General features: G+C 30.7%; 17 protein-coding genes. 14 read left to right on the plus strand and 3 right to left on the minus strand.

Going from position 1 to position 19,350, the window contains the following annotated elements; translation table 11 throughout:
- Positions 1–37 precede the first annotated feature (37 nt).
- The 3 genes from ACFDSN_RS00365 to odhB are packed head-to-tail and all read left to right on the plus strand — an operon-like array spanning position 38 to position 4,408.
- A complete protein-coding gene (locus tag ACFDSN_RS00365; RefSeq protein WP_375237828.1) occupies positions 38–2,788 on the plus strand; it encodes a 2-oxoglutarate dehydrogenase E1 component in 2,751 nt (916 codons plus the stop codon).
- Positions 2,789–2,799: 11 nt separating this feature from the next.
- Positions 2,800–3,168, plus strand: a complete 369-nt coding sequence (locus ACFDSN_RS00370) for a DUF3887 domain-containing protein (RefSeq protein ID WP_375237829.1) — start codon at positions 2,800–2,802, stop codon at positions 3,166–3,168.
- Positions 3,169–3,190: 22 nt separating this feature from the next.
- Positions 3,191–4,408 carry a 2-oxoglutarate dehydrogenase complex dihydrolipoyllysine-residue succinyltransferase gene (gene odhB / locus ACFDSN_RS00375; protein WP_375237830.1) on the plus strand — a complete coding sequence of 406 codons (1,218 nt, stop codon included), beginning with the start codon at positions 3,191–3,193 and terminating at the stop codon, positions 4,406–4,408.
- Positions 4,409–4,478: 70 nt separating this feature from the next.
- Here the strand turns inward: odhB and ACFDSN_RS00380 are convergent, their stop codons facing one another.
- On the minus strand, positions 4,479–4,910 hold the full coding sequence (locus ACFDSN_RS00380) for a TerB family tellurite resistance protein (protein ID WP_375237831.1): 432 nt from the start codon (positions 4,908–4,910) through the stop codon (positions 4,479–4,481).
- A 288-nt stretch (positions 4,911–5,198) separates the two neighbouring features.
- Between ACFDSN_RS00380 and mfd the strand changes: the two genes are divergently transcribed.
- The 6 genes from mfd (at position 5,199) to ACFDSN_RS00410 (ending at position 14,508) form a co-directional block, all read left to right on the plus strand.
- Positions 5,199–8,495 carry a transcription-repair coupling factor gene (gene mfd / locus ACFDSN_RS00385; RefSeq protein WP_375237832.1) on the plus strand — a complete coding sequence of 1,099 codons (3,297 nt, stop codon included), beginning with the start codon at positions 5,199–5,201 and terminating at the stop codon, positions 8,493–8,495.
- Positions 8,496–8,537: 42 nt separating this feature from the next.
- On the plus strand, positions 8,538–9,833 hold the full coding sequence (locus ACFDSN_RS00390; RefSeq protein WP_375237833.1) for a TlpA family protein disulfide reductase: 1,296 nt from the start codon (positions 8,538–8,540) through the stop codon (positions 9,831–9,833).
- A 94-nt stretch (positions 9,834–9,927) separates the two neighbouring features.
- Positions 9,928–11,685, plus strand: a complete 1,758-nt coding sequence (aspS, locus tag ACFDSN_RS00395; RefSeq protein ID WP_375237834.1) for an aspartate--tRNA ligase — start codon at positions 9,928–9,930, stop codon at positions 11,683–11,685.
- An 84-nt stretch (positions 11,686–11,769) separates the two neighbouring features.
- On the plus strand, positions 11,770–13,548 hold the full coding sequence (locus ACFDSN_RS00400; RefSeq protein ID WP_375237835.1) for a chloride channel protein: 1,779 nt from the start codon (positions 11,770–11,772) through the stop codon (positions 13,546–13,548).
- Complete coding sequence (locus ACFDSN_RS00405; RefSeq protein ID WP_375237836.1) at positions 13,549–13,782, plus strand: hypothetical protein; 234 nt, start codon at positions 13,549–13,551, stop codon at positions 13,780–13,782.
- Positions 13,783–14,076: 294 nt separating this feature from the next.
- Positions 14,077–14,508 (plus strand): hypothetical protein, encoded by a 432-nt coding sequence (locus ACFDSN_RS00410; RefSeq protein ID WP_375237837.1) that lies wholly within the window; start codon positions 14,077–14,079, stop codon positions 14,506–14,508.
- On the opposite strand, the gene ACFDSN_RS00415 is transcribed toward ACFDSN_RS00410, so the two are convergent.
- Both ACFDSN_RS00415 and ACFDSN_RS00420 read right to left on the minus strand, forming a co-directional pair.
- Entirely contained in the window at positions 14,505–14,954 is a 450-nt protein-coding gene (locus ACFDSN_RS00415; protein WP_375237838.1) for a nucleoside deaminase, read from the minus strand. The genes ACFDSN_RS00410 and ACFDSN_RS00415 overlap by 4 nt on opposite strands.
- Positions 14,955–14,958: 4 nt before the next feature.
- Entirely contained in the window at positions 14,959–15,408 is a 450-nt protein-coding gene (locus ACFDSN_RS00420; protein ID WP_375237839.1) for a TIGR02281 family clan AA aspartic protease, read from the minus strand.
- 88 nt (positions 15,409–15,496) lie between these two features.
- On the opposite strand from ACFDSN_RS00420, the gene ACFDSN_RS00425 reads away from it, so the two are divergent.
- From ACFDSN_RS00425 to ACFDSN_RS00445, 5 genes are all read left to right on the plus strand, one after another.
- Positions 15,497–16,264 carry a TatD family hydrolase gene (locus ACFDSN_RS00425; RefSeq protein ID WP_375237840.1) on the plus strand — a complete coding sequence of 256 codons (768 nt, stop codon included), beginning with the start codon at positions 15,497–15,499 and terminating at the stop codon, positions 16,262–16,264.
- 71 nt (positions 16,265–16,335) lie between these two features.
- Positions 16,336–17,367, plus strand: coding sequence for an asparaginase (locus tag ACFDSN_RS00430; RefSeq protein WP_375237841.1), 1,032 nt, complete (start codon positions 16,336–16,338; stop codon positions 17,365–17,367).
- Positions 17,368–17,551: 184 nt separating this feature from the next.
- Positions 17,552–18,322 carry a MotA/TolQ/ExbB proton channel family protein gene (locus ACFDSN_RS00435; RefSeq protein ID WP_375237842.1) on the plus strand — a complete coding sequence of 257 codons (771 nt, stop codon included), beginning with the start codon at positions 17,552–17,554 and terminating at the stop codon, positions 18,320–18,322.
- A gap of 22 nt (positions 18,323–18,344) precedes the next feature.
- Positions 18,345–18,785, plus strand: coding sequence for a hypothetical protein (locus ACFDSN_RS00440; protein ID WP_375237843.1), 441 nt, complete (start codon positions 18,345–18,347; stop codon positions 18,783–18,785).
- Between the two features lie 2 nt (positions 18,786–18,787).
- The coding region (locus tag ACFDSN_RS00445; protein WP_375237844.1) for an ExbD/TolR family protein at positions 18,788–19,350 on the plus strand (563 nt) is incomplete at its 3' end.

Here is a 19,350-nt window from a genome sequence, read left to right on the forward strand (position 1 = left end):
TAAAATTTGTTGAAGCGAACACGCCTATTAAATTATAATGGATAAATATTCCTTTTTAAACGCAGCACATACAGCATACTTTGCTGATTTATACGACCAATATCTTAAAAACCCAGATTCTGTTGAGCCAAGTTGGAGAGCCTTTTTTCAAGGTTACGATTTCGGTACAGAGGAATATGCTATAGATATAGATAACGATACTGTTGTTCATGTTCCTAAAAACGTTCAGAAAGAATTTCAGGTTATTAAATTAATAGATGGCTATAGAAATAGAGGTCATCTGTTTACAAAAACGAACCCGGTTAGAGGTCGTCGTAAATATGAACCAACTTTAGAGATAGAGAATTTTGGGTTGTCTAAAACAGATTTAAGCACTGTTTTTAATGCTGGAGAAGTTTTAGGGATTGGATCCCAGACTTTACAACAAATTATCCGACACTTTGAGAATATTTATTGTGATTCTATAGGTGTTGAATATATGTATGTTAGAGAACCTGAAGAGCTTAAATGGATTCAGAATAGATTAAATATCAACGATAATCAGCCAAATTTTTCAGCAGACCAAAAAAAGCACATCCTTAAAAAACTTAATGAAGCTGTTTCTTTTGAGAGTTTTTTACATACAAAATATGTTGGGCAAAAACGTTTTTCTTTAGAAGGAGGAGAATCTTTAATACCAGGTTTAGACGCTTTAATCGAACAAGCTGCAGAGGCTGGAGTGAAAGAGTTTGTTATGGGAATGGCACATCGTGGTCGTTTAAGTACTTTAACAAATATATTTGGAAAGTCTGCAAAAGATATTTTTAGTGAGTTTGACGGGAAAGATTACGAAGAAAAAGTTTTTGATGGTGATGTTAAATACCATTTAGGTTGGACAAGTAGTAGAAAAACAGATACCGGTAAAGAGATAAAATTAAGTATTGCTCCTAATCCATCTCACCTTGAAACTGTTGGAGCAGTTGTGCAAGGAATAGTTAGGTCTAAACAAGATAAATATTATAGTAATAACTTTAGTCAAGTTCTACCAATAGTAGTTCATGGAGATGCAGCAATTGCAGGTCAAGGTTTAGTTTACGAGATTGTACAAATGGTGCAATTAGATGGTTATAAAACTAATGGAACTATTCATATAGTTGTAAATAACCAAGTTGGTTTCACTACTAATTATTTAGACGCTCGTTCTGGTACTTATTGTACAGATATAGCAAAAGTAACATTGTCTCCAGTGTTACATGTTAATGCAGACGATGCAGAAGCTGTTGTTCATGCTATGACATTTGCATTAGACTTTAGAATGAAATTTAAACGTGATGTTTTTATAGATTTATTAGGTTATCGTAAATATGGACATAATGAAGGTGATGAGCCTCGTTTTACTCAGCCTAAATTATATAAAGCAATTGCTAAACATGCTAACCCAAGAGATATTTATGCTGAGAAACTATTAGCATCAAATATTATTAATAAAGACTATGTTAAAGAATTAGAAGTTGCATATAAAGCTAAGTTAGAAGAGAAGTTAGAAGATTCTCGCAAAGAAGATAAAACTATTATTACACCATTTATGCAAGATGAATGGTCAGATTATACTCGTGTAAATGAAAAAGTAATGATGGAATCTGTTAATACTAAAGTAGATTCAAAAACTTTAGCAGCTATCACTAAGGTGATTTCTAATTTACCAGAAGACAAAAAATTTATTCGTAAAATAGAACGTCTAATTCAATCACGTCAAACTATGTTTGATAATAATAAATTAGATTGGGCTATGGCAGAACATTTAGCATATGGCTCTTTATTAAAAGAAGGGTTTGATGTTAGAATATCTGGTCAAGATGTAGAAAGAGGAACTTTTTCTCATAGACATGCAGTTGTTAAAGTAGAAGAAAGTGAAGAAGAAATAGTTCTTTTAAATAATTTAGAAGGTGAACATGGTAGGTTTGACATATACAATTCGTTACTTTCAGAATATGGTGTTGTAGGTTTTGATTATGGTTATGCTATGGCAAATCCAAAAGCATTAACAATTTGGGAAGCACAATTTGGAGATTTTAGTAATGGAGCTCAAATTATGCTTGATCAATATATCTCTTGTGGAGAAGATAAATGGAAAACACAAAATGGCTTAGTAATGTTACTGCCACATGGTTACGAAGGGCAAGGAGCTGAACATTCTTCTGGTAGAATGGAACGTTACCTACAGTTGTGTGCAAAAAGTAATATGTTTGTAGCTAATTGTACAAATCCAGCTAATATGTTTCATTTATTAAGAAGACAAATGTTGGCTAATTTTAGAAAACCATTAATTGTCTTTACACCTAAGAGTTTGTTGCGTCATCCAAAATGTGTGTCTACAGTGCAGGATTTTACTAATGGTGAATTCCAAATGCTGATTAATGAAGAAGTTGTAAAGCCAAAAGAAACAAAAACATTAGTATTTGTTTCAGGAAAGTTCTATTATGATTTATTGGAGCGTAGAGAAGAAACGGAAAGAAATGATGTAGCTTTAGTAAGAATTGAACAATTATTCCCATTACCTTTAAACGAAATTAGATCTGTATTAAAAGAATATAGTAATGTAAAAGATATTGTTTGGGCTCAAGAAGAACCAAGAAATATGGGTGCATATTCACATATGTTAATGAATTTAGATGAAGCTAAGACTTTTAGAACAGCATCAAGAAGGCCTTATAGTGCTCCAGCGGCAGGAAGTTCTACGCGTTCTAAAAAGCGTCATCAAGAGGTTATAGATTTTGTGTTCGATGCTTCAAAAAATAATCAAAGGTAGAAAGAGGGATTATGAAAAAACTAGTTTTAATTATTGCCATACTAACCTTTAGTTTAGGGTTTTCTCAAACAGAAAAATTATCAGAGAAAAGTATTGTAAATAACTTTATTCAATCCTATAATAGTTCAAATTTTGAAAACATTTATAGTTTGTTATCTAAAGATTATCAAGACAACAAATCTTTAGATAATATAACTGTGTTTTTTAAAAGATTTCAGAATGCTTATGGAAACATTACGAGTATAAGTAATTCATCTAATGAGAAAGGTTATACAAGATTTCCAATTAAATTTAAGGATGTAAAAAAAATACTTGTTTTAAAATTTAATACTGATAATAAGATAGATTATATCAGCATTAATAAAATAAAATTAAACTAATACAACATAAAATTATAGTATAATGATTTTAGAAATGAAAGTGCCTTCTCCAGGCGAATCTATAACAGAAGTAGAAATAGCAGAATGGTTAGTTCAAGATGGCGATTATGTTGAAAAAGACCAAGCTATAGCAGAAGTAGATAGTGATAAGGCAACCTTAGAATTACCTGCAGAAGAAAGTGGAACAATAACACTTAAAGCAGAAGAAGGTGATGCGGTAGAGGTTGGACAAGTTGTTTGTCTAATAGATACAAGTGCAGCCAAACCAGAAGGTTCTTCAGAAGTTTCACAAACGGAAACGAAAGAAGAAACTCCTAAAAAAGTAGTTGTAGAAGCTACAAAAACAGCTGAAACAAAAACATACGCAACAGGTACTGCAAGTCCTGCTGCTAAAAAAATATTAGCAGAAAAAGGAATTGAAGCTAATACTGTTACTGGTACAGGAAAAGATGGACGTGTTACTAAAGACGATGCAGTAAATGCTGTTCCAAGTATGGGAACTCCAACAGGAGGAAACCGTGGAACTTCTCATCATAAAATGTCTATGTTACGTCGTAAAGTAGCAGAACGTTTAGTTGAGGCTAAGAATACAACAGCAATGTTAACTACATTTAATGAAGTTAATATGACTCCTATTTTTGAATTGCGTAAGAAATATAAGGAAGATTTTAAGGCTAAACATGGTGTTGGATTAGGGTTTATGTCATTCTTTACTTTAGCTTGTGTTAGAGCTTTAGAATTATATCCTGCTGTTAACTCTATGATAGACGGAAAACAAATGTTGTCTTATGATTTTGTAGATGTATCTATTGCAGTATCTGGACCAAAAGGATTAATGGTGCCAGTAATTAGAAATGCAGAAAATTTAAGCTTTAGAGGAGTTGAAGCAGAAGTTAAGCGTCTAGCTTTACGTGCAAGAGATGGACAAATTACTGTAGATGAAATGACAGGAGGAACCTTTACTATTTCTAATGGTGGTGTATTTGGATCAATGTTATCTACACCAATTATTAATCCACCACAAAGTGGAATATTAGGAATGCATAATATTATTGAAAGACCAATAGCTGTTAATGGTAATGTGGAAATTCATCCAATGATGTATGTAGCATTATCTTACGACCATAGAATTATTGACGGAAAAGAATCTGTTGGTTTCTTGGTTGCTGTAAAAGAAGCGTTAGAAAGTCCAGAAGAATTACTAATGGGCGGAAATATTAAAAAAGCATTAGAACTATAGTTCTAATTGATATAAAATAAAAAGAGCTTCATTTAAATGAAGCTCTTTTTTTGTTTTAAAACCGAAATAATTAACGGTTCATTGTTTTAATTTCTTCAGAGAAATCATCTACATCAACACCTTGCTTCACAAGTTCTATAGACTTATCTGCAATATATTTAGCATTGGTAGATTTAAATCCTAATCCAACACATAAGCGTTCTAAAATTATCATTTTTTCATCGTGATTTATGTGGTCAACCCATACCATACGTGCTAAATCAAACAAGCGCTCTAAACGCCTATCATAAGTGCTTGGTGGGTTAACTGGATGTGTTTTGTAATCTTTCAGAATTATAGCATAATTAGCTTCACTAATATCTAAATTACGCGCTAAACGATCTAAGAACGTTTTTTCAGATTCACTAATCATTCCATCACTCATTGCAACTCTTACAATTGATGCAAAATGATCTTCATTTCTTTTCTTAAAACCACTATCAAATAAATCTGAAAACGACATACTTTTTATTTTTTAATATGAGTGGCAAAGATATAAATAATCAAAAAAAATTACTGAAAAAAAACATTAATTTTTAAATCAATACAAAGTGTTTTTGTACAGTTGTTTTTTGTTAGGTAAATATTAAATAAGAGTAGATGTTCAGAAATGGTTTATTGTTAAAAGTAAAATTATTGCTAAATAAAAATAGGTTAACTAATTAAGGAATCTAACTCGTATATTTGTAAAAAAGAAACATAAATCTTGAGTAAAATAAATCTCTCAAAAGCTTTTTTTCAGATTTCGCAAATGCAAAATCTAAAAAGTGCTATTACCCAATCCCAAAGTAAGTCACATTTAAAAGGCTTAGTAGGTTCATCATTATCTTTTATAATTGCTGAAGTATTTAAAGAGCAGGAACAACCATTTTTACTAGTATTTAACGATAAAGAAGAAGCTGCTTTTTATTTAAACGATTTAGAGCAATTAATTAATACAAAAGATGTTTTTTTCTATCCAGGAAGTTATAGAAGACCTTATCAAATTGAAGAAACTGACAATGCCAATATACTTTTACGGGCAGAAGTTTTAAACCGAATAAATTCACGCAAAAAACCAGCAATAATAATTACATATCCAGATGCTTTATTTGAGAAAGTTGTTACAAGAAAAGAATTAAATAGTCACACTTTAAAAGTAGCTGTTAATGATAAAATATCAATAGACTTTATAAACGAAGTTCTATTTGAGTATAAGTTTAAACGTGTAGATTTTGTTACAGAGCCAGGAGAGTTTTCTGTTCGTGGCGGAATTGTTGATGTGTTTTCTTTTTCTAACGATGAGCCTTACAGAGTAGAATTTTTTGGAGACGAAATAGACTCAATTAGAACTTTCGATGTCGAAACTCAATTATCTAATCAAGTTGTAAAAAAGATTAGTATTATTCCAAATGTAGCAACTAAAGTTTTTGAAGAAACAAGGCAAAGTTTTCTTAAATATATTTCAGCTAATACAGTCGTTTTTACAAAAAATGCTGAAATAATTTTTAGTAGAATAGATGATTTTTACACAAAAGCAGAAACTACCTTTAAAAGTTTAAGTGCAGAAATAAAACATGCAGAACCTGAAGCATTGTTTTGTAATTCACAATTACTTAGGTTACAATTAAACGATTATACATTGGTAGAGTTTGGTTCGAATAATCATTTTGAGTTAACTGAAAATCCTATTGTGTTTAAATCATCACCACAACCAGCTTTTAATAAACAATTCAATTTACTAATAGATAACTTAAATAGTAACCATAATAAAGGCTACACTAATTATATTACTTGTGTTAGTGAGCAACAAGCTAAGCGCTTTTATGATATTTTTGAAGAATCAGAACAAGAAGTACATTATAAAACGGTACAATTATCTCTTCATCAAGGTTTTGTAAACGAAGATACCAAGATTGCTGTTTATACAGATCATCAGATATTTGAACGTTACCACAAGTTTAAAATAAAAAATGGTTATGCTAAAAAGCAAGCCATTACTTTAAAAGAATTAACCAATTTAGATTTAGGCGATTATGTAACGCATATAGATCATGGGATTGGTCGCTTTGGTGGACTTCAAAAAATAGATGTAGAAGGCAATAAACAAGAAGCTATAAAACTTATTTATGGCGAACGCGATGTATTGTATTTAAGTATTCATTCGTTGCATAAAATAACCAAGTTTAATGGCAAAGACGGAAAACCACCAAAGGTTTATAAATTAGGGAGTAAAGCTTGGAAAACACTTAAAGAGAAAACTAAATCTCGCGTTAAACACGTTGCTTTCAACTTAATTAAGTTATATGCTAAGCGTAAATTAGAAAAAGGTTATCAATATAATGAAGACAGTCATTACCAACACGAATTAGAAGCTTCATTTATTTATGAAGACACACCAGATCAAGTAACAGCTACAGCAGATATCAAAGCAGATATGGAGAGTGAAAAACCAATGGATCGCTTAATATGTGGTGATGTTGGTTTTGGAAAAACAGAAGTTGCAATTCGTGCAGCTTTTAAAGCTGTAGATAATGGGAAACAAGTTGCAATTCTTGTGCCTACAACCATATTAGCATTTCAGCATTATAAAACTTTTACGGAACGCTTAAAAGATTTTCCTGTAACTGTAGATTATGTGAATCGTTTTAGAACAGCAAAACAAAAACGTGAAACCTTAGAAAAATTGGAGAAAGGTCACGTAGATATTATTATCGGAACACATCAATTAGTCAATAAAAAAGTGAAGTTTAAAGACTTAGGTCTTTTAATTGTAGATGAAGAACAAAAATTTGGTGTTTCTGTAAAGGAAAAATTAAAAACGATAAAAGATAATGTAGATGTATTAACATTAACAGCTACGCCAATTCCAAGAACACTACAATTTAGTTTAATGGCAGCACGAGATATGTCTGTTATTACAACGCCACCACCAAATCGTTATCCTATAGAAAGTAATGTTATTCGTTTTTCTGAAGACACTATCCGTGATGCTGTGAGTTATGAAATAGAACGCGGCGGACAAATATTTTTTATTCATAATAGAATTGAAAATATTAAAGAAGTAGCAGGTTTAATTCAACGTTTAGTTCCAGATGCCAAAATAGGTATTGGTCACGGACAAATGGAAGGAAAAAAACTAGAAGAATTAATGCTTCAATTTATGGATGGTGCTTTTGATGTTTTAGTAAGTACTACAATTATTGAAAGTGGTTTAGATGTTCCTAATGCTAATACCATTTTTATAAATAATGCAAATAATTTTGGTTTAAGCGATTTACATCAAATGCGTGGTCGTGTTGGTAGATCTAATAAAAAAGCATTTTGCTATTTTATTACACCAGAGTATTCTGCAATGACAGACGATGCACGGAAACGTATTTCTGCATTAGAGCAATTTACAGAATTAGGTAGCGGTTTTAATATTGCCATGAAAGATTTAGAAATTCGTGGTGCTGGAGATTTACTTGGTGGAGAACAAAGTGGTTTTATTAACGAAATAGGTTTTGATACCTATCAGAAGATTTTGGCTGAAGCCATTGAAGAACTTAAAGAAAATGAGTTTAAAGACCTTTACGATACCAATTTAGAAGATAAAGTATATGTAAAAGAGGTAACAATAGATAGTAATTTTGAATTGCTTTTCCCTGACGATTACATTAATAATATAGCTGAACGATTAAAGCTTTATACTAAATTAAACGATTTTAAAACTGAAGAAGAATTACTTCAATTTGAAAAAGAATTAATAGATAGATTTGGAGAATTACCAATCCAAGCAGACGACTTATTAAATTCAGTCCGCTTAAAGTGGATTGCAACTAAAATGGGAATTGAAAAAATAATTATGAAACAAAATAAGTTAATTGGATATTTCTTAAATGATCAACAAAGTCAATTTTATCAAAGTGCTAACTTTACTAGAGTATTACAATACGTACAAAAAAACCCAATGGCTTGTAAAATGAAAGAGAAACAAACCAGAAATGGATTACGTTTACTTTTAACTTTTGAAAATATTAAATCTGTAAAGCAAGCGTTAATTGTTTTACAACCGCTAAAAAATTAAGTTTGGCGTAATAATTGAAAACTTGTATTAAAAAATTATCCTATGTTAAAAAAGTTATGTTTAAGCTTACTGTTTCTCCCACTTTTAGCTTGGTCTCAACAAACTATTTCTGGAACTTTTAAACCTGCTTCAGATTTTAAAATGGCAATCTTATATAAAGTAATGCCAATGGAGTTAGTTTATGCTAACCATTCTAATGTAGATAGCTTAGGACGTTTTACAATTCCCTTAAAGAAAGAAACTGAAAAAGGATTATATAAAATTGTTTATGCATCACCACAAGAAGAATATAATTTTGATGTGTTTTATACAGGTCAAGATGTAGAATTAACTTTTAGTTTAGACAAAGGTACATATTTTATAAAATCCGAAGAGAATAAATTGTGGCAGTCTTATAACAAAAGTATGGGAATGATAACCGATGCTATTGCCAAGTTTTACGCAAATCCAACGGCTAATAAAGAGGATTTTTTTACGTTAATACAATTACAGAAAAAAAGCCAAGAGCAATTTGAAACAGCAACAAACGCTAAATTTATTAATCAATTTATAAAAGCAGATAGAACGTATTATCCATCAGTTTTTGAAGATGAAACAACTTATAGGGAAAACATAAAAAACAATTTTTTTGATGCTTTAGATTTTAATAATATTAATCTATTAAATTCAGATGTATTAGTTGGTAAAGCTTTAAGCTATGTGTTTACTTATGTTGATTTTGAAACAGCAAACCAATCCTATAAAGAAAATATAGACACGTTAATTTCTATAATTGAAGATAAAAAAGTGTTTAAAACAATCATTTTAAAATTACTATGGAATGAGTTTTCAAGAGAAAACGAAACCGTTGCTAATTATATTACAGATACTTATTTGTTAGAATTAGCTAAAGCTGAAAATGACATAAAGCTTATAGAGCAATTAATTCTAGTAAAAAACACATCTATTGGAGCTAAAGCACCAAATTTTGAGATTAACGAAACTTCTAAATTATACGATTTTAATAATAGTAGCGAATATTTAGTTCTGTTTTGGAGTAGTACTTGTGGTCATTGTTTAAATGAGTTACCTCAATTACATAAAGCTATAAATAATAATATAAAAGTAATTGCAATAGGTTTAGAAAACGAACCAGAGTTTTGGACAGAAACCATCAAACAATTTCCGAAATTTATTCATGTTTATGGTGAAGGGAAATGGGATAACACTATTGGAGATTCTTATAATGTAAATTCTACACCAAGTTATTATCTACTAGACAAAAACAAATTAATTAAGGCAAAACCATACGATGTTGAAGCTCTAAAGAAGTTGTTAATTAAAACATCTGAGAATTAATTGTTTAGTTTTAAGAAACTATTTTTAAGATAATTTACTCAAAAAATTCGCAGTCAAAATATAAATATTAAATTTGCACTTCAAAATTATAGCTATGTACAGAAGTCACGATTGTGGTGAGTTAAGATTATCACATATAAATACAGAAGTTACTCTTTCTGGTTGGGTTCAGAAATCAAGAGATAAAGGTTTTATTATTTGGGTAGATTTACGCGATCGTTATGGTGTAACTCAGCTTATTTTTGATGAAGAACGTACGTCTAAAGCTATAATAGAACAAGCTCAAAAATTAGGTCGTGAGTTTGTTATTCAAGTTAAGGGAACTGTAATAGAACGTGAATCTAAAAACAAAAACATTCCAACAGGTGATGTAGAAGTTTTAGTAAAAGAATTAACTATTCTTAACGAAGCTAAATTACCACCTTTTACCATTGAAGATAAGACTGATGGAGGAGAAGAATTACGTATGAAATATCGTTATTTAGATATTAGACGTAATCCTGTAAAAAACAATCTAATTTTTAGATCTAAAGTTACTCAAGAAGTAAGAAATTTCTTGTCTAATCAAGATTTTATAGAAGTAGAAACACCATATTTAATAAAATCTACACCAGAAGGTGCACGAGATTTTGTAGTGCCAAGTAGAATGAACGAAGGTGAATTTTATGCCTTACCACAATCGCCACAAACATTTAAGCAATTGCTTATGGTTGGTGGAATGGATAAGTATTTCCAGATTGTAAAGTGCTTTAGAGACGAAGATTTACGTGCAGATAGACAACCAGAATTTACACAAATTGATTGTGAAATGGCGTTTGTAGATCAAGAAGATATTCTAAACATATTCGAAAACTTAACACGTCACTTATTAAAAGAAGTGAATGGTGTAGAAATTGAGAAATTCCCACGTATGCTTTATGATGATGCGATGCGTTTATATGGAAACGATAAACCAGATATCAGATTTGGAATGGAGTTTGGAGAATTAAATGCGATAACACAACATAAAGAATTTAAAGTATTTAACGATGCAGAATTAGTTGTTGGTATTGCAATTCCTGGAGGAAATTCTTACACACGTAAAGAAATAGATAAGTTAATTGACTGGGTAAAGCGACCACAAGTTGGTGCTTTAGGAATGATTTATTCACGTTGTAACGACGATGGATCATTCAAATCATCTGTAGATAAATTTTATGATCAAGATGATTTAGCAAAATGGGCCGAAGTTACAGGAGCAAAAGCAGGTGATTTAGTTGTAGTGCTTTCTGGAGACACAAATAAGGTTAGAGCGCAATTAAGTGCTTTGCGTATGGAAATTGCAGAACGTTTAGGATTAAGAGATTCAAAAGTATTTGCACCATTATGGGTAATTGACTTCCCGTTATTGGAGTTAGATGAAGAAACTGGACATTATCATGCTATGCACCATCCATTTACATCACCAAAACCAGGACAAATAGAATTATTAGATTCTAAACCAGGAGAAGTTAAAGCTAATGCTTACGATTTAGTTTTAAACGGAAATGAGATTGGTGGAGGATCTATTCGTATTCACGATAAAGAAACACAAGCCATAATGTTAAAGCATTTAGGTTTTTCTGAAGAAGAAGCAAAAGCACAATTTGGCTTCTTAATGGATGCTTTCGAATATGGTGCGCCACCTCATGGCGGATTAGCATTTGGATTAGACCGTTTAGTATCTATTTTAGGAGGACAAGAAACTATTAGAGATTTTATTGCTTTCCCAAAAAACAACTCAGGTAGAGATGTTATGATAGATGCACCAGCAAAATTAGATAATGCACAATTAAAAGAATTAAGTCTGCAATTAGATTTGCCAAAAGAGTAATAAGTTTTTAAGATTTAGCGAAGTTTACAAACTATAAATTATATAAAATCCTGCTCAAGCGGGATTTTTTAGCATAAAGCCAAAATGCCTAAACAGACATTATTAAAACGTTTTTTGATTTGGAAGTATAAACATATCTCCGAAAAGAATTTTACGTTTATTTTAAGTGGGTTAGTTGGTTTTTTAGCAGGATTAGCTGCGGTAACACTTAGAAATATTACATTTTATATTGAATCTTTATTAGAATTATTACGAAGTTTAACCACTAATCAATGGTATTTTATTTTGCCAACGATTGGGTTGTTGTTGGTTTATTGGTTGGTTAAGTATGTTACAAAAAAACCTATTTCTCACGCTATACCTTCTATTTTATACAAACTTTCAAAGCGAAGTGGTATTATAGAGCGTACTAAAATTTATATTCCATTAATTGCAGCGCCATTAACAGTTGGTTTTGGTGGTTCTGTTGGTTTACTTGGTCCAGCAATAGCATCTGGTTCGGCTATAAGTTCTAATTTAGGAAGACTTTTTCATGTTAACCAAAAAGCAAGAAGTTTGCTTATTGGTTGTGCGGCAGCAGGAGCTATTTCATCTATATTTAAGTCACCAATTGCTGCAATTATTTTTGCAATTGAAGTATTTAGTTTAGACCTAACATTTGTATCATTACTACCATTATTAATTGCATCTGTCTCTTCTGTTTTAACATCTTATTTCTTTTTAGGAGATGATTTGTTATTTAACTTTAAGTCTTCTGATAAATTTCAAATTAACGATACTTTGTTTTATGTAGTCTTAGGAATTGGAACTGGAATTGCTTCAATATATTTCACTAAAATGTATTTCTTTATTTTGAAACAGTTTGAAATCTTTAGAACTTCATTTCAAAAATTATTAGTTGGTGGATTAGCTATTGGAATAATGCTTTATTTTATTCCACCTTTATATGGTGAAGGATTTAGTTTTATAAATAATTTATTAGCGGAAAATCACTTAAAAGCATTAGGAACAACACCTTTTGATGCTTATACAGATCAAATATGGATTGTTATTGCATTATTAATAGGAATAACAGTTTTTAAGGCAATTGCAATGACAACAACATTTGCTGCTGGTGGTGTTGGTGGAATTTTTATCCCAACTATGGTTATGGGAAGCGCTTTGGGAAATGTAGTCGCCAAAATTATAAATCAGCTAGGCTTTAATGTTTCCGAAACTAATTTCACGCTAATTGGTATGGCTGGTTTAATTGCAGGAGTTTTACACGCGCCATTAACTGCTATGTTTTTAATTGCTGAAATTTCTGGCGGTTATGAGTTGTTTATTCCATTAATGATTAGTGTAGGAATTTCTTTTGCAATAAAAAAGAATGCTATAGATTTTACTATTTATACTAAAGAGTTAGCTCAAAAAGGACAATTATTAACGCATGATAAAGATCAAAGTGTTTTAACTTTAATGAATTTAGAAAATATTATTGAAACCAACTTTGTTACTCTTAAATCAGAAATGACTTTAGGAGAATTATTGCATAAAGGTGTTTCTAAATCTACTAGAAATATTTTTCCTGTTATTAATAATGAAAATGCTTTAGTAGGTATTATAATGTTAGATAATGTAAGAAATATAATGTTTGATCAAAATTTGTATAATACTACATTGGTTTCTGATTTAATGCAAAATCCACTTGAAATTATTAATTTTGAAAAAGACGATATGAAGCTTGTTATGGATAAATTCCAAAACTCAAGTGCTTGGAATTTACCAGTTATTAAAAACAATATTTATATAGGATTTGTTTCTAAATCTAAACTATTAACTGCATACAGAAGACAATTAATAAATTTTACAAAACAGAAATAGATGAAATATGTATTATGGCTTGTTTTTTTAGCCGCAGCAATAAGTATAATTTTAGGATTTACTTTAACGGTAGATTATACAGAGAAGTTAATAGGTTTTGGAACTTGTGGCTTGTTTTTAGTTTGGATTCCATTGTTTATTTATCATAATTGGAAAGGTAAAAATCCAAGAGATTATATGTTGACTCATAAGAATCTTGAAGCTATGAAGAATAGTCAGAAGAGAACAAAATAAATGTTAGCTATTAGAAAGTATTCTGTGCCAAACTTTTTGTTACTCTAAGCCTTGGTTTTATCTTGTTTGCAGCTGTGGGTACTTTATCTCATGAATTTGGTCATTACATAGTGGCTAAACATTTTGGTTATAATGCAAGCATAGATTACAGAAGCACAAACTACAACTCCACACTTTACAAAGAAACAAAAGAACTCTTTTACAAAAATAGAGAAGCTATTTTGAGCGAAGAAGATTCGACAATAAAGTCGTTGTTTCAATCTAAACAAAAGCAATTAAAAAAAAGAAAAACTGTTGCTAACTTTTGGTGGTCCGTTTCAAACAATATTAACAGGCTGTATAGGATTGTTGATTTTGTATTTTAGAAAACGATTTAAAACTAATATTGACTTTGAATTAATAGATTGGTTAGCTGTATTTCTTTCGTTATTCTGGCTTAGAGAGGTTTTTAATTTATCTATGGCTCTAGGAAGAGAAATTGTTTTTCCTAACGGAAACTATTTTGGATATTCTGGAGATGAAGCCAAGCTTTCTTATTTATTAGATTTACCTGCCGGAACCTTCCCTATAACTTTAGGTTTAATTGGTTTGATGATTTCTTTAATTATTGTTTTTAAAGCTGTGCAAATAAAAGACCGACTAACTTTTATTTTAAGTGGCTTTTTTGGAGGAATTTCTGGTTATTACCTATGGATGAATATTGTTGGTCCAGTTTTGGTACCTTAATTCAAATTACGTTTCTCAATAAAAAAACGCTTCATTAAATCTGCAGCTTCAGTTTCTAAAACGCCACCAATTATTTCGGTTTTTGGATGCAGTTTTGTGCCTAAAGCACCACAACCACGCTCAAAATCTGTAGCGCCAAATACAATTTTAGAAATTTGACTCCAATACAGTGCGCCAGCACACATTTGGCAAGGCTCTAAAGTTACATAAAGTGTACACTTGTGTAAATATTTCCCGCCAATATAAGATGATGCTGAGGTTATAGCTTGCATTTCTGCGTGAGCAGTAACATCTATTAGTTGTTCGGTTAAATTGTGTCCTCTAGCAATAATTTGATTATTAGCGACAATAATAGCACCTACAGGAATTTCACCTTTATCAAAAGCATCTTGTGCTTCTTGTAAGGCTTTTTTCATAAAATAAGTGTCGTCGTAAGGATTAATCATAACGTTATTTTTTCAATTTTAAATATAAATACTTTTTGTTATAATCTATAATAGCTTTTCCTTTTTTAAGAATATCTGCACCAATAATTCCGTTTACAGGTTGAGAATTATGGTTAATTAAAGCCGTGTTTACGTGCTTTAAATCGAACAAAACTAAATTAAGGTTGAGGTAATTCCATTTTCCAATTTTAATATGATTTTTTGTGGAACTTTGTGTAAACATATCTGTTGCTCCAGCCCCAGCAGCTTTAATCCTAGAGTCTTTTGCTTTTAATTTAAAAGTATCTATATCCGTAAAACCAACACAAGAATTTGAAGCACCAGTATCTAAAATAAACAAACCTTTAATACCATTTAAAGACGCTTTAAGTTCAAAGTGATTGGTTTTAGTTAACTTTAATTTTACTCTTATATAGTCTTGACTTTCTAAGAGTGTTTTAAGTGTTTGCTCCATTAATTTATAAAAATCTGTCTATACAAAGTTACAGTTCTATTTTGCGTTATAATGTTAAGAAACCATATTCTTTTTTTATTTTTACCAGATGATTATTACAGACACACATACACATTTATATAGCGAGTCATTTGATGAAGACAGAATAGATATGATACAGCGTGCCTTAGACTCTGGAGTTACACGTTTGTTTGTTCCGGCAATAGATTCTACTTATACTAACGCAATGTTGAAATTAGAAAAAGATTATCCCGAAAATGTCTTTTTAATGATGGGGTTACATCCAACGCATGTAAAAGAGAATTATTTAGATGAGTTAAGTCATATAAAAGAGCAACTAGCTGCACATAAATTTTATGCAGTAGGCGAAATTGGTATCGATTTATATTGGGATAAAACCACTTTAGGAATTCAGCAAGATGCGTTTAGACAACAAATACAATTAGCAAAACAGTATAGATTACCTATTGTAATTCATTGTAGAGATGCTTTTGATGAGGTTTTTGAAGTTTTAGAACAAGAAAAATCAGATGATTTATTTGGTGTATTTCATTGTTTTACTGGAAGTTTAGAACAAGCACATCAAGCTATTTCTTATAAGATGAAATTAGGAATTGGTGGTGTTGCCACTTTTAAAAATGGAAAAATAGACCAGTTTTTAAATCAAATAGACTTAAATCACATTGTTTTAGAAACCGATGCGCCTTATTTAGCGCCAAAACCATTTAGAGGTAAACGAAACGAGAGTAGTTACATCTTAAAAGTTGTAGAGAAATTGTCTGATATTTATCAGGTTTCCGAAGAAATAATAGCAGATGTTACAACCCAAAACTCTAAAGACGTTTTTGGAATTTAAGAAATAGATAAGTATAATATTGATTCTAGAGTAAAGTATATCGAAAACAAGCGAATTTAAATTTGAATAAAATGACACATCCAAAAATACTTTTAATCTATACTGGAGGAACTATTGGAATGATTAAAGATGCCGAAACTGGTGCTTTAAGAGCTTTTGATTTTGATAATTTACTACTTAGAATTCCTGAGTTAAAGTTGTTGGAATGTGATATAGAAACAATATCATTTAAAGAACCTATAGATTCTAGTAACATGAACCCTAAGTTTTGGGTTGAAATAGCCGAAGTCATTGAGAATAATTACACTAAATTTGATGGGTTTGTAATTCTTCATGGAAGCGACACTATGAGTTATACAGCATCAGCTCTAAGTTTTATGTTAGAAAACTTAGCAAAGCCTGTTATTTTAACAGGATCACAATTGCCAATTGGAGATTTAAGAACAGATGCTAAAGAGAATTTAATTACATCTATTCAAGTTGCAGCGCTACAACATAAAAATAAGCCTGTTATAAAAGAAGTTGGTTTGTATTTTGAATACAAACTGTATAGAGGAAATAGAACTACAAAAATTAACGCAGAACATTTTGAGGCATTTGCAAGTTTAAATTATCCAGAATTAGCAGAATCTGGAGTTCATTTAAAGGTGAATAAAGAATATTTACTAAAAAAACCTAAAGTAAATAAGGACTTTATTGTGCATAAAGACCTAGAGTCTAATATTGCGTTAATAAAACTATTCCCTGGTATTTCCCAAACTATTTTGCAAAGTATGTTTAATGCGCCTGGATTAAAAGGTGTTATTATTGAAACTTATGGCGCAGGTAATTGTACAACAGAAACGTGGTTTTTAGAACTTTTAATAAAAGCAGCTAGGCAGAAAATTCCAATGATAAATATAACGCAATGTTCTGGTGGAAGTGTTTCTATGGGACAATATGAGACTAGTCAGAAATTAAAAAAAATAGGTATAATTTCAGGAAAAGACCTGACAACAGAAGCTGCATTATCTAAATTAATGTATTTGTTGCCAAAAGGCTTGTCTCCAAAAAAACTTAAAAATGCTTTCGAAAAAAATTTAAGAGGTGAAATGACTTCATAATTAAATAGTTATAAAATTTAAAAATAAGTTTTGGTATAGTTTATGTTGCTTTAATACCAAACTTTTAAACTAAAAAACATTTTTTAACATCAAAAGATTTAGGTTATTTTACTTTTGAACACATTTTTTTTATATATTTAGCACTTTAAAAAACAAAATTTAAGAACAATTTAATAACAAAACAATGAAAAGATTTTTTTCAATTTTAGCTATTACATTAATGATGGCTTTAGGATCAACAGTTAATGCAACAGCTTCTACAACTGTAGCGACTACTGTAGCAGCAATTCAGGAAGATGCAGCACAAGATGATGCAAAAGAAGAATTAGGTTTTCACCAAGAACTTAAAAAACGTTTTATAGAAGGTGGACCAGGATTTATGGGAATTGTATTGTTATGTTTAATTCTAGGTTTAGCAATTGCTATTGAAAGAATTATCTTTTTAAACTTATCTACTTCAAACTCTAAGAAATTAACTCAAGATGTTGAAGATGCTTTACAATCTGGAGGATTAGAAGCTGCTAAAACTGTTTGTAGAGATACAAAAGGACCAGTTGCATCTATATTCTACCAAGGTTTAGATAGAGCAGATGGAGACTTAGAATCTGCTGAAAAAGCTGTTGTAGCTTATGGAGGCGTTCAAATGGGACAGTTAGAGAAAAATGTTTCTTGGATTTCTTTATTTATTGCATTAGCACCAATGTTAGGTTTCATGGGAACTGTAATTGGTATGATTCAAGCATTCGATAAAATTGAAGCTGCAGGAGATATGCAACCATCATTAGTTGCTGGAGGTATTAAAGTTGCCTTATTAACAACTGTATTTGGTTTAGTTGTGGCAATTATTTTACAAGTTTTTTACAACTACATTATTGCAAAAATTGATAGCATTGTTAATGATATGGAAGATTCTTCTATTACGTTAATCGATATGTTATCTAAGTACAAAAAATAATAACACTCATAAAACATACATTATGAATACACAAAAAATAATAACCTTGGTTGCAGCCATAATTGGAGTGATTTCTATCATCTTTTTAGGGTTAATCATAGGTGCTGGAGATGATGCTGTAAAAGCAGGAGAAGCTAGCGGAACTGTAGATACATTTATGTATATAGCTTATTTAGTGTTAGCAGTAACTTTAGTTTTTGTTGTTGTTTTTTCATTAAAAAACACATTTACAAACTCTTCAGGGTTAAAAAATACATTAATAGGAATTGGCGCATTTGTAGCTGTATTAGTTATTGCTTTTGCAGTTTCTACTGGAGATACAATGGAATACAAATACAACGGATTAGTTGCTAGTGCAGGAGAGTCTACTATGGCTGGAGCTGGATTAGTTGCTTTTTACCTTTTAATGGTAGTTGCTGTTGGTGCTTTAGCATTTGGTGGCGTTAAAAAAATGATTAAATAATTATGGCAAAAAGATCAGCACCGGAAGTTAATGCAGGCTCTATGGCTGACATTGCCTTCTTATTACTTATTTTCTTTTTAGTAACAACTACTATCGAGGTTGATTCTGGTATTAACTCTAAGTTACCACCAGTAACTGATGAAGTTCCGCCTATTAAGAAGCAAAAGAATATTTTTACTGTACAAATGGCTGCAGATGGACAACTTTTAGTTGAAGATGAATTAATGGATATTAAAGATTTGCGTGAAGCAGCTTTAGAATTTATTGATAATGGTGGTGGACAAGGAGACGCTAAATGTAACTATTGTAACGGTAAAAAAGACCCAAAGTCCTCTGACAATCCTAAAGCTGCTGTAATTTCTATTACGCACGTTAGAGGAACAGAATACGGTCCTTTTATTACAGCTTATGATCAGCTAGCTGGTGCATATACTACTTTAAGAAATAAGTATGCGCAGAGAAAGTATAATAGAACTTTTGAAGATATGGAAGCTTCTATTAAGAATTCTCGTTCACCTGAATATCTAAGTGAAAAATTAAAAGCTAAGATTACTGAGGTTAAGGA

The organism is Aurantibacter sp., assembly GCF_042094015.1.
In the GTDB taxonomy this organism is placed as follows: domain Bacteria; phylum Bacteroidota; class Bacteroidia; order Flavobacteriales; family Flavobacteriaceae; genus Aurantibacter.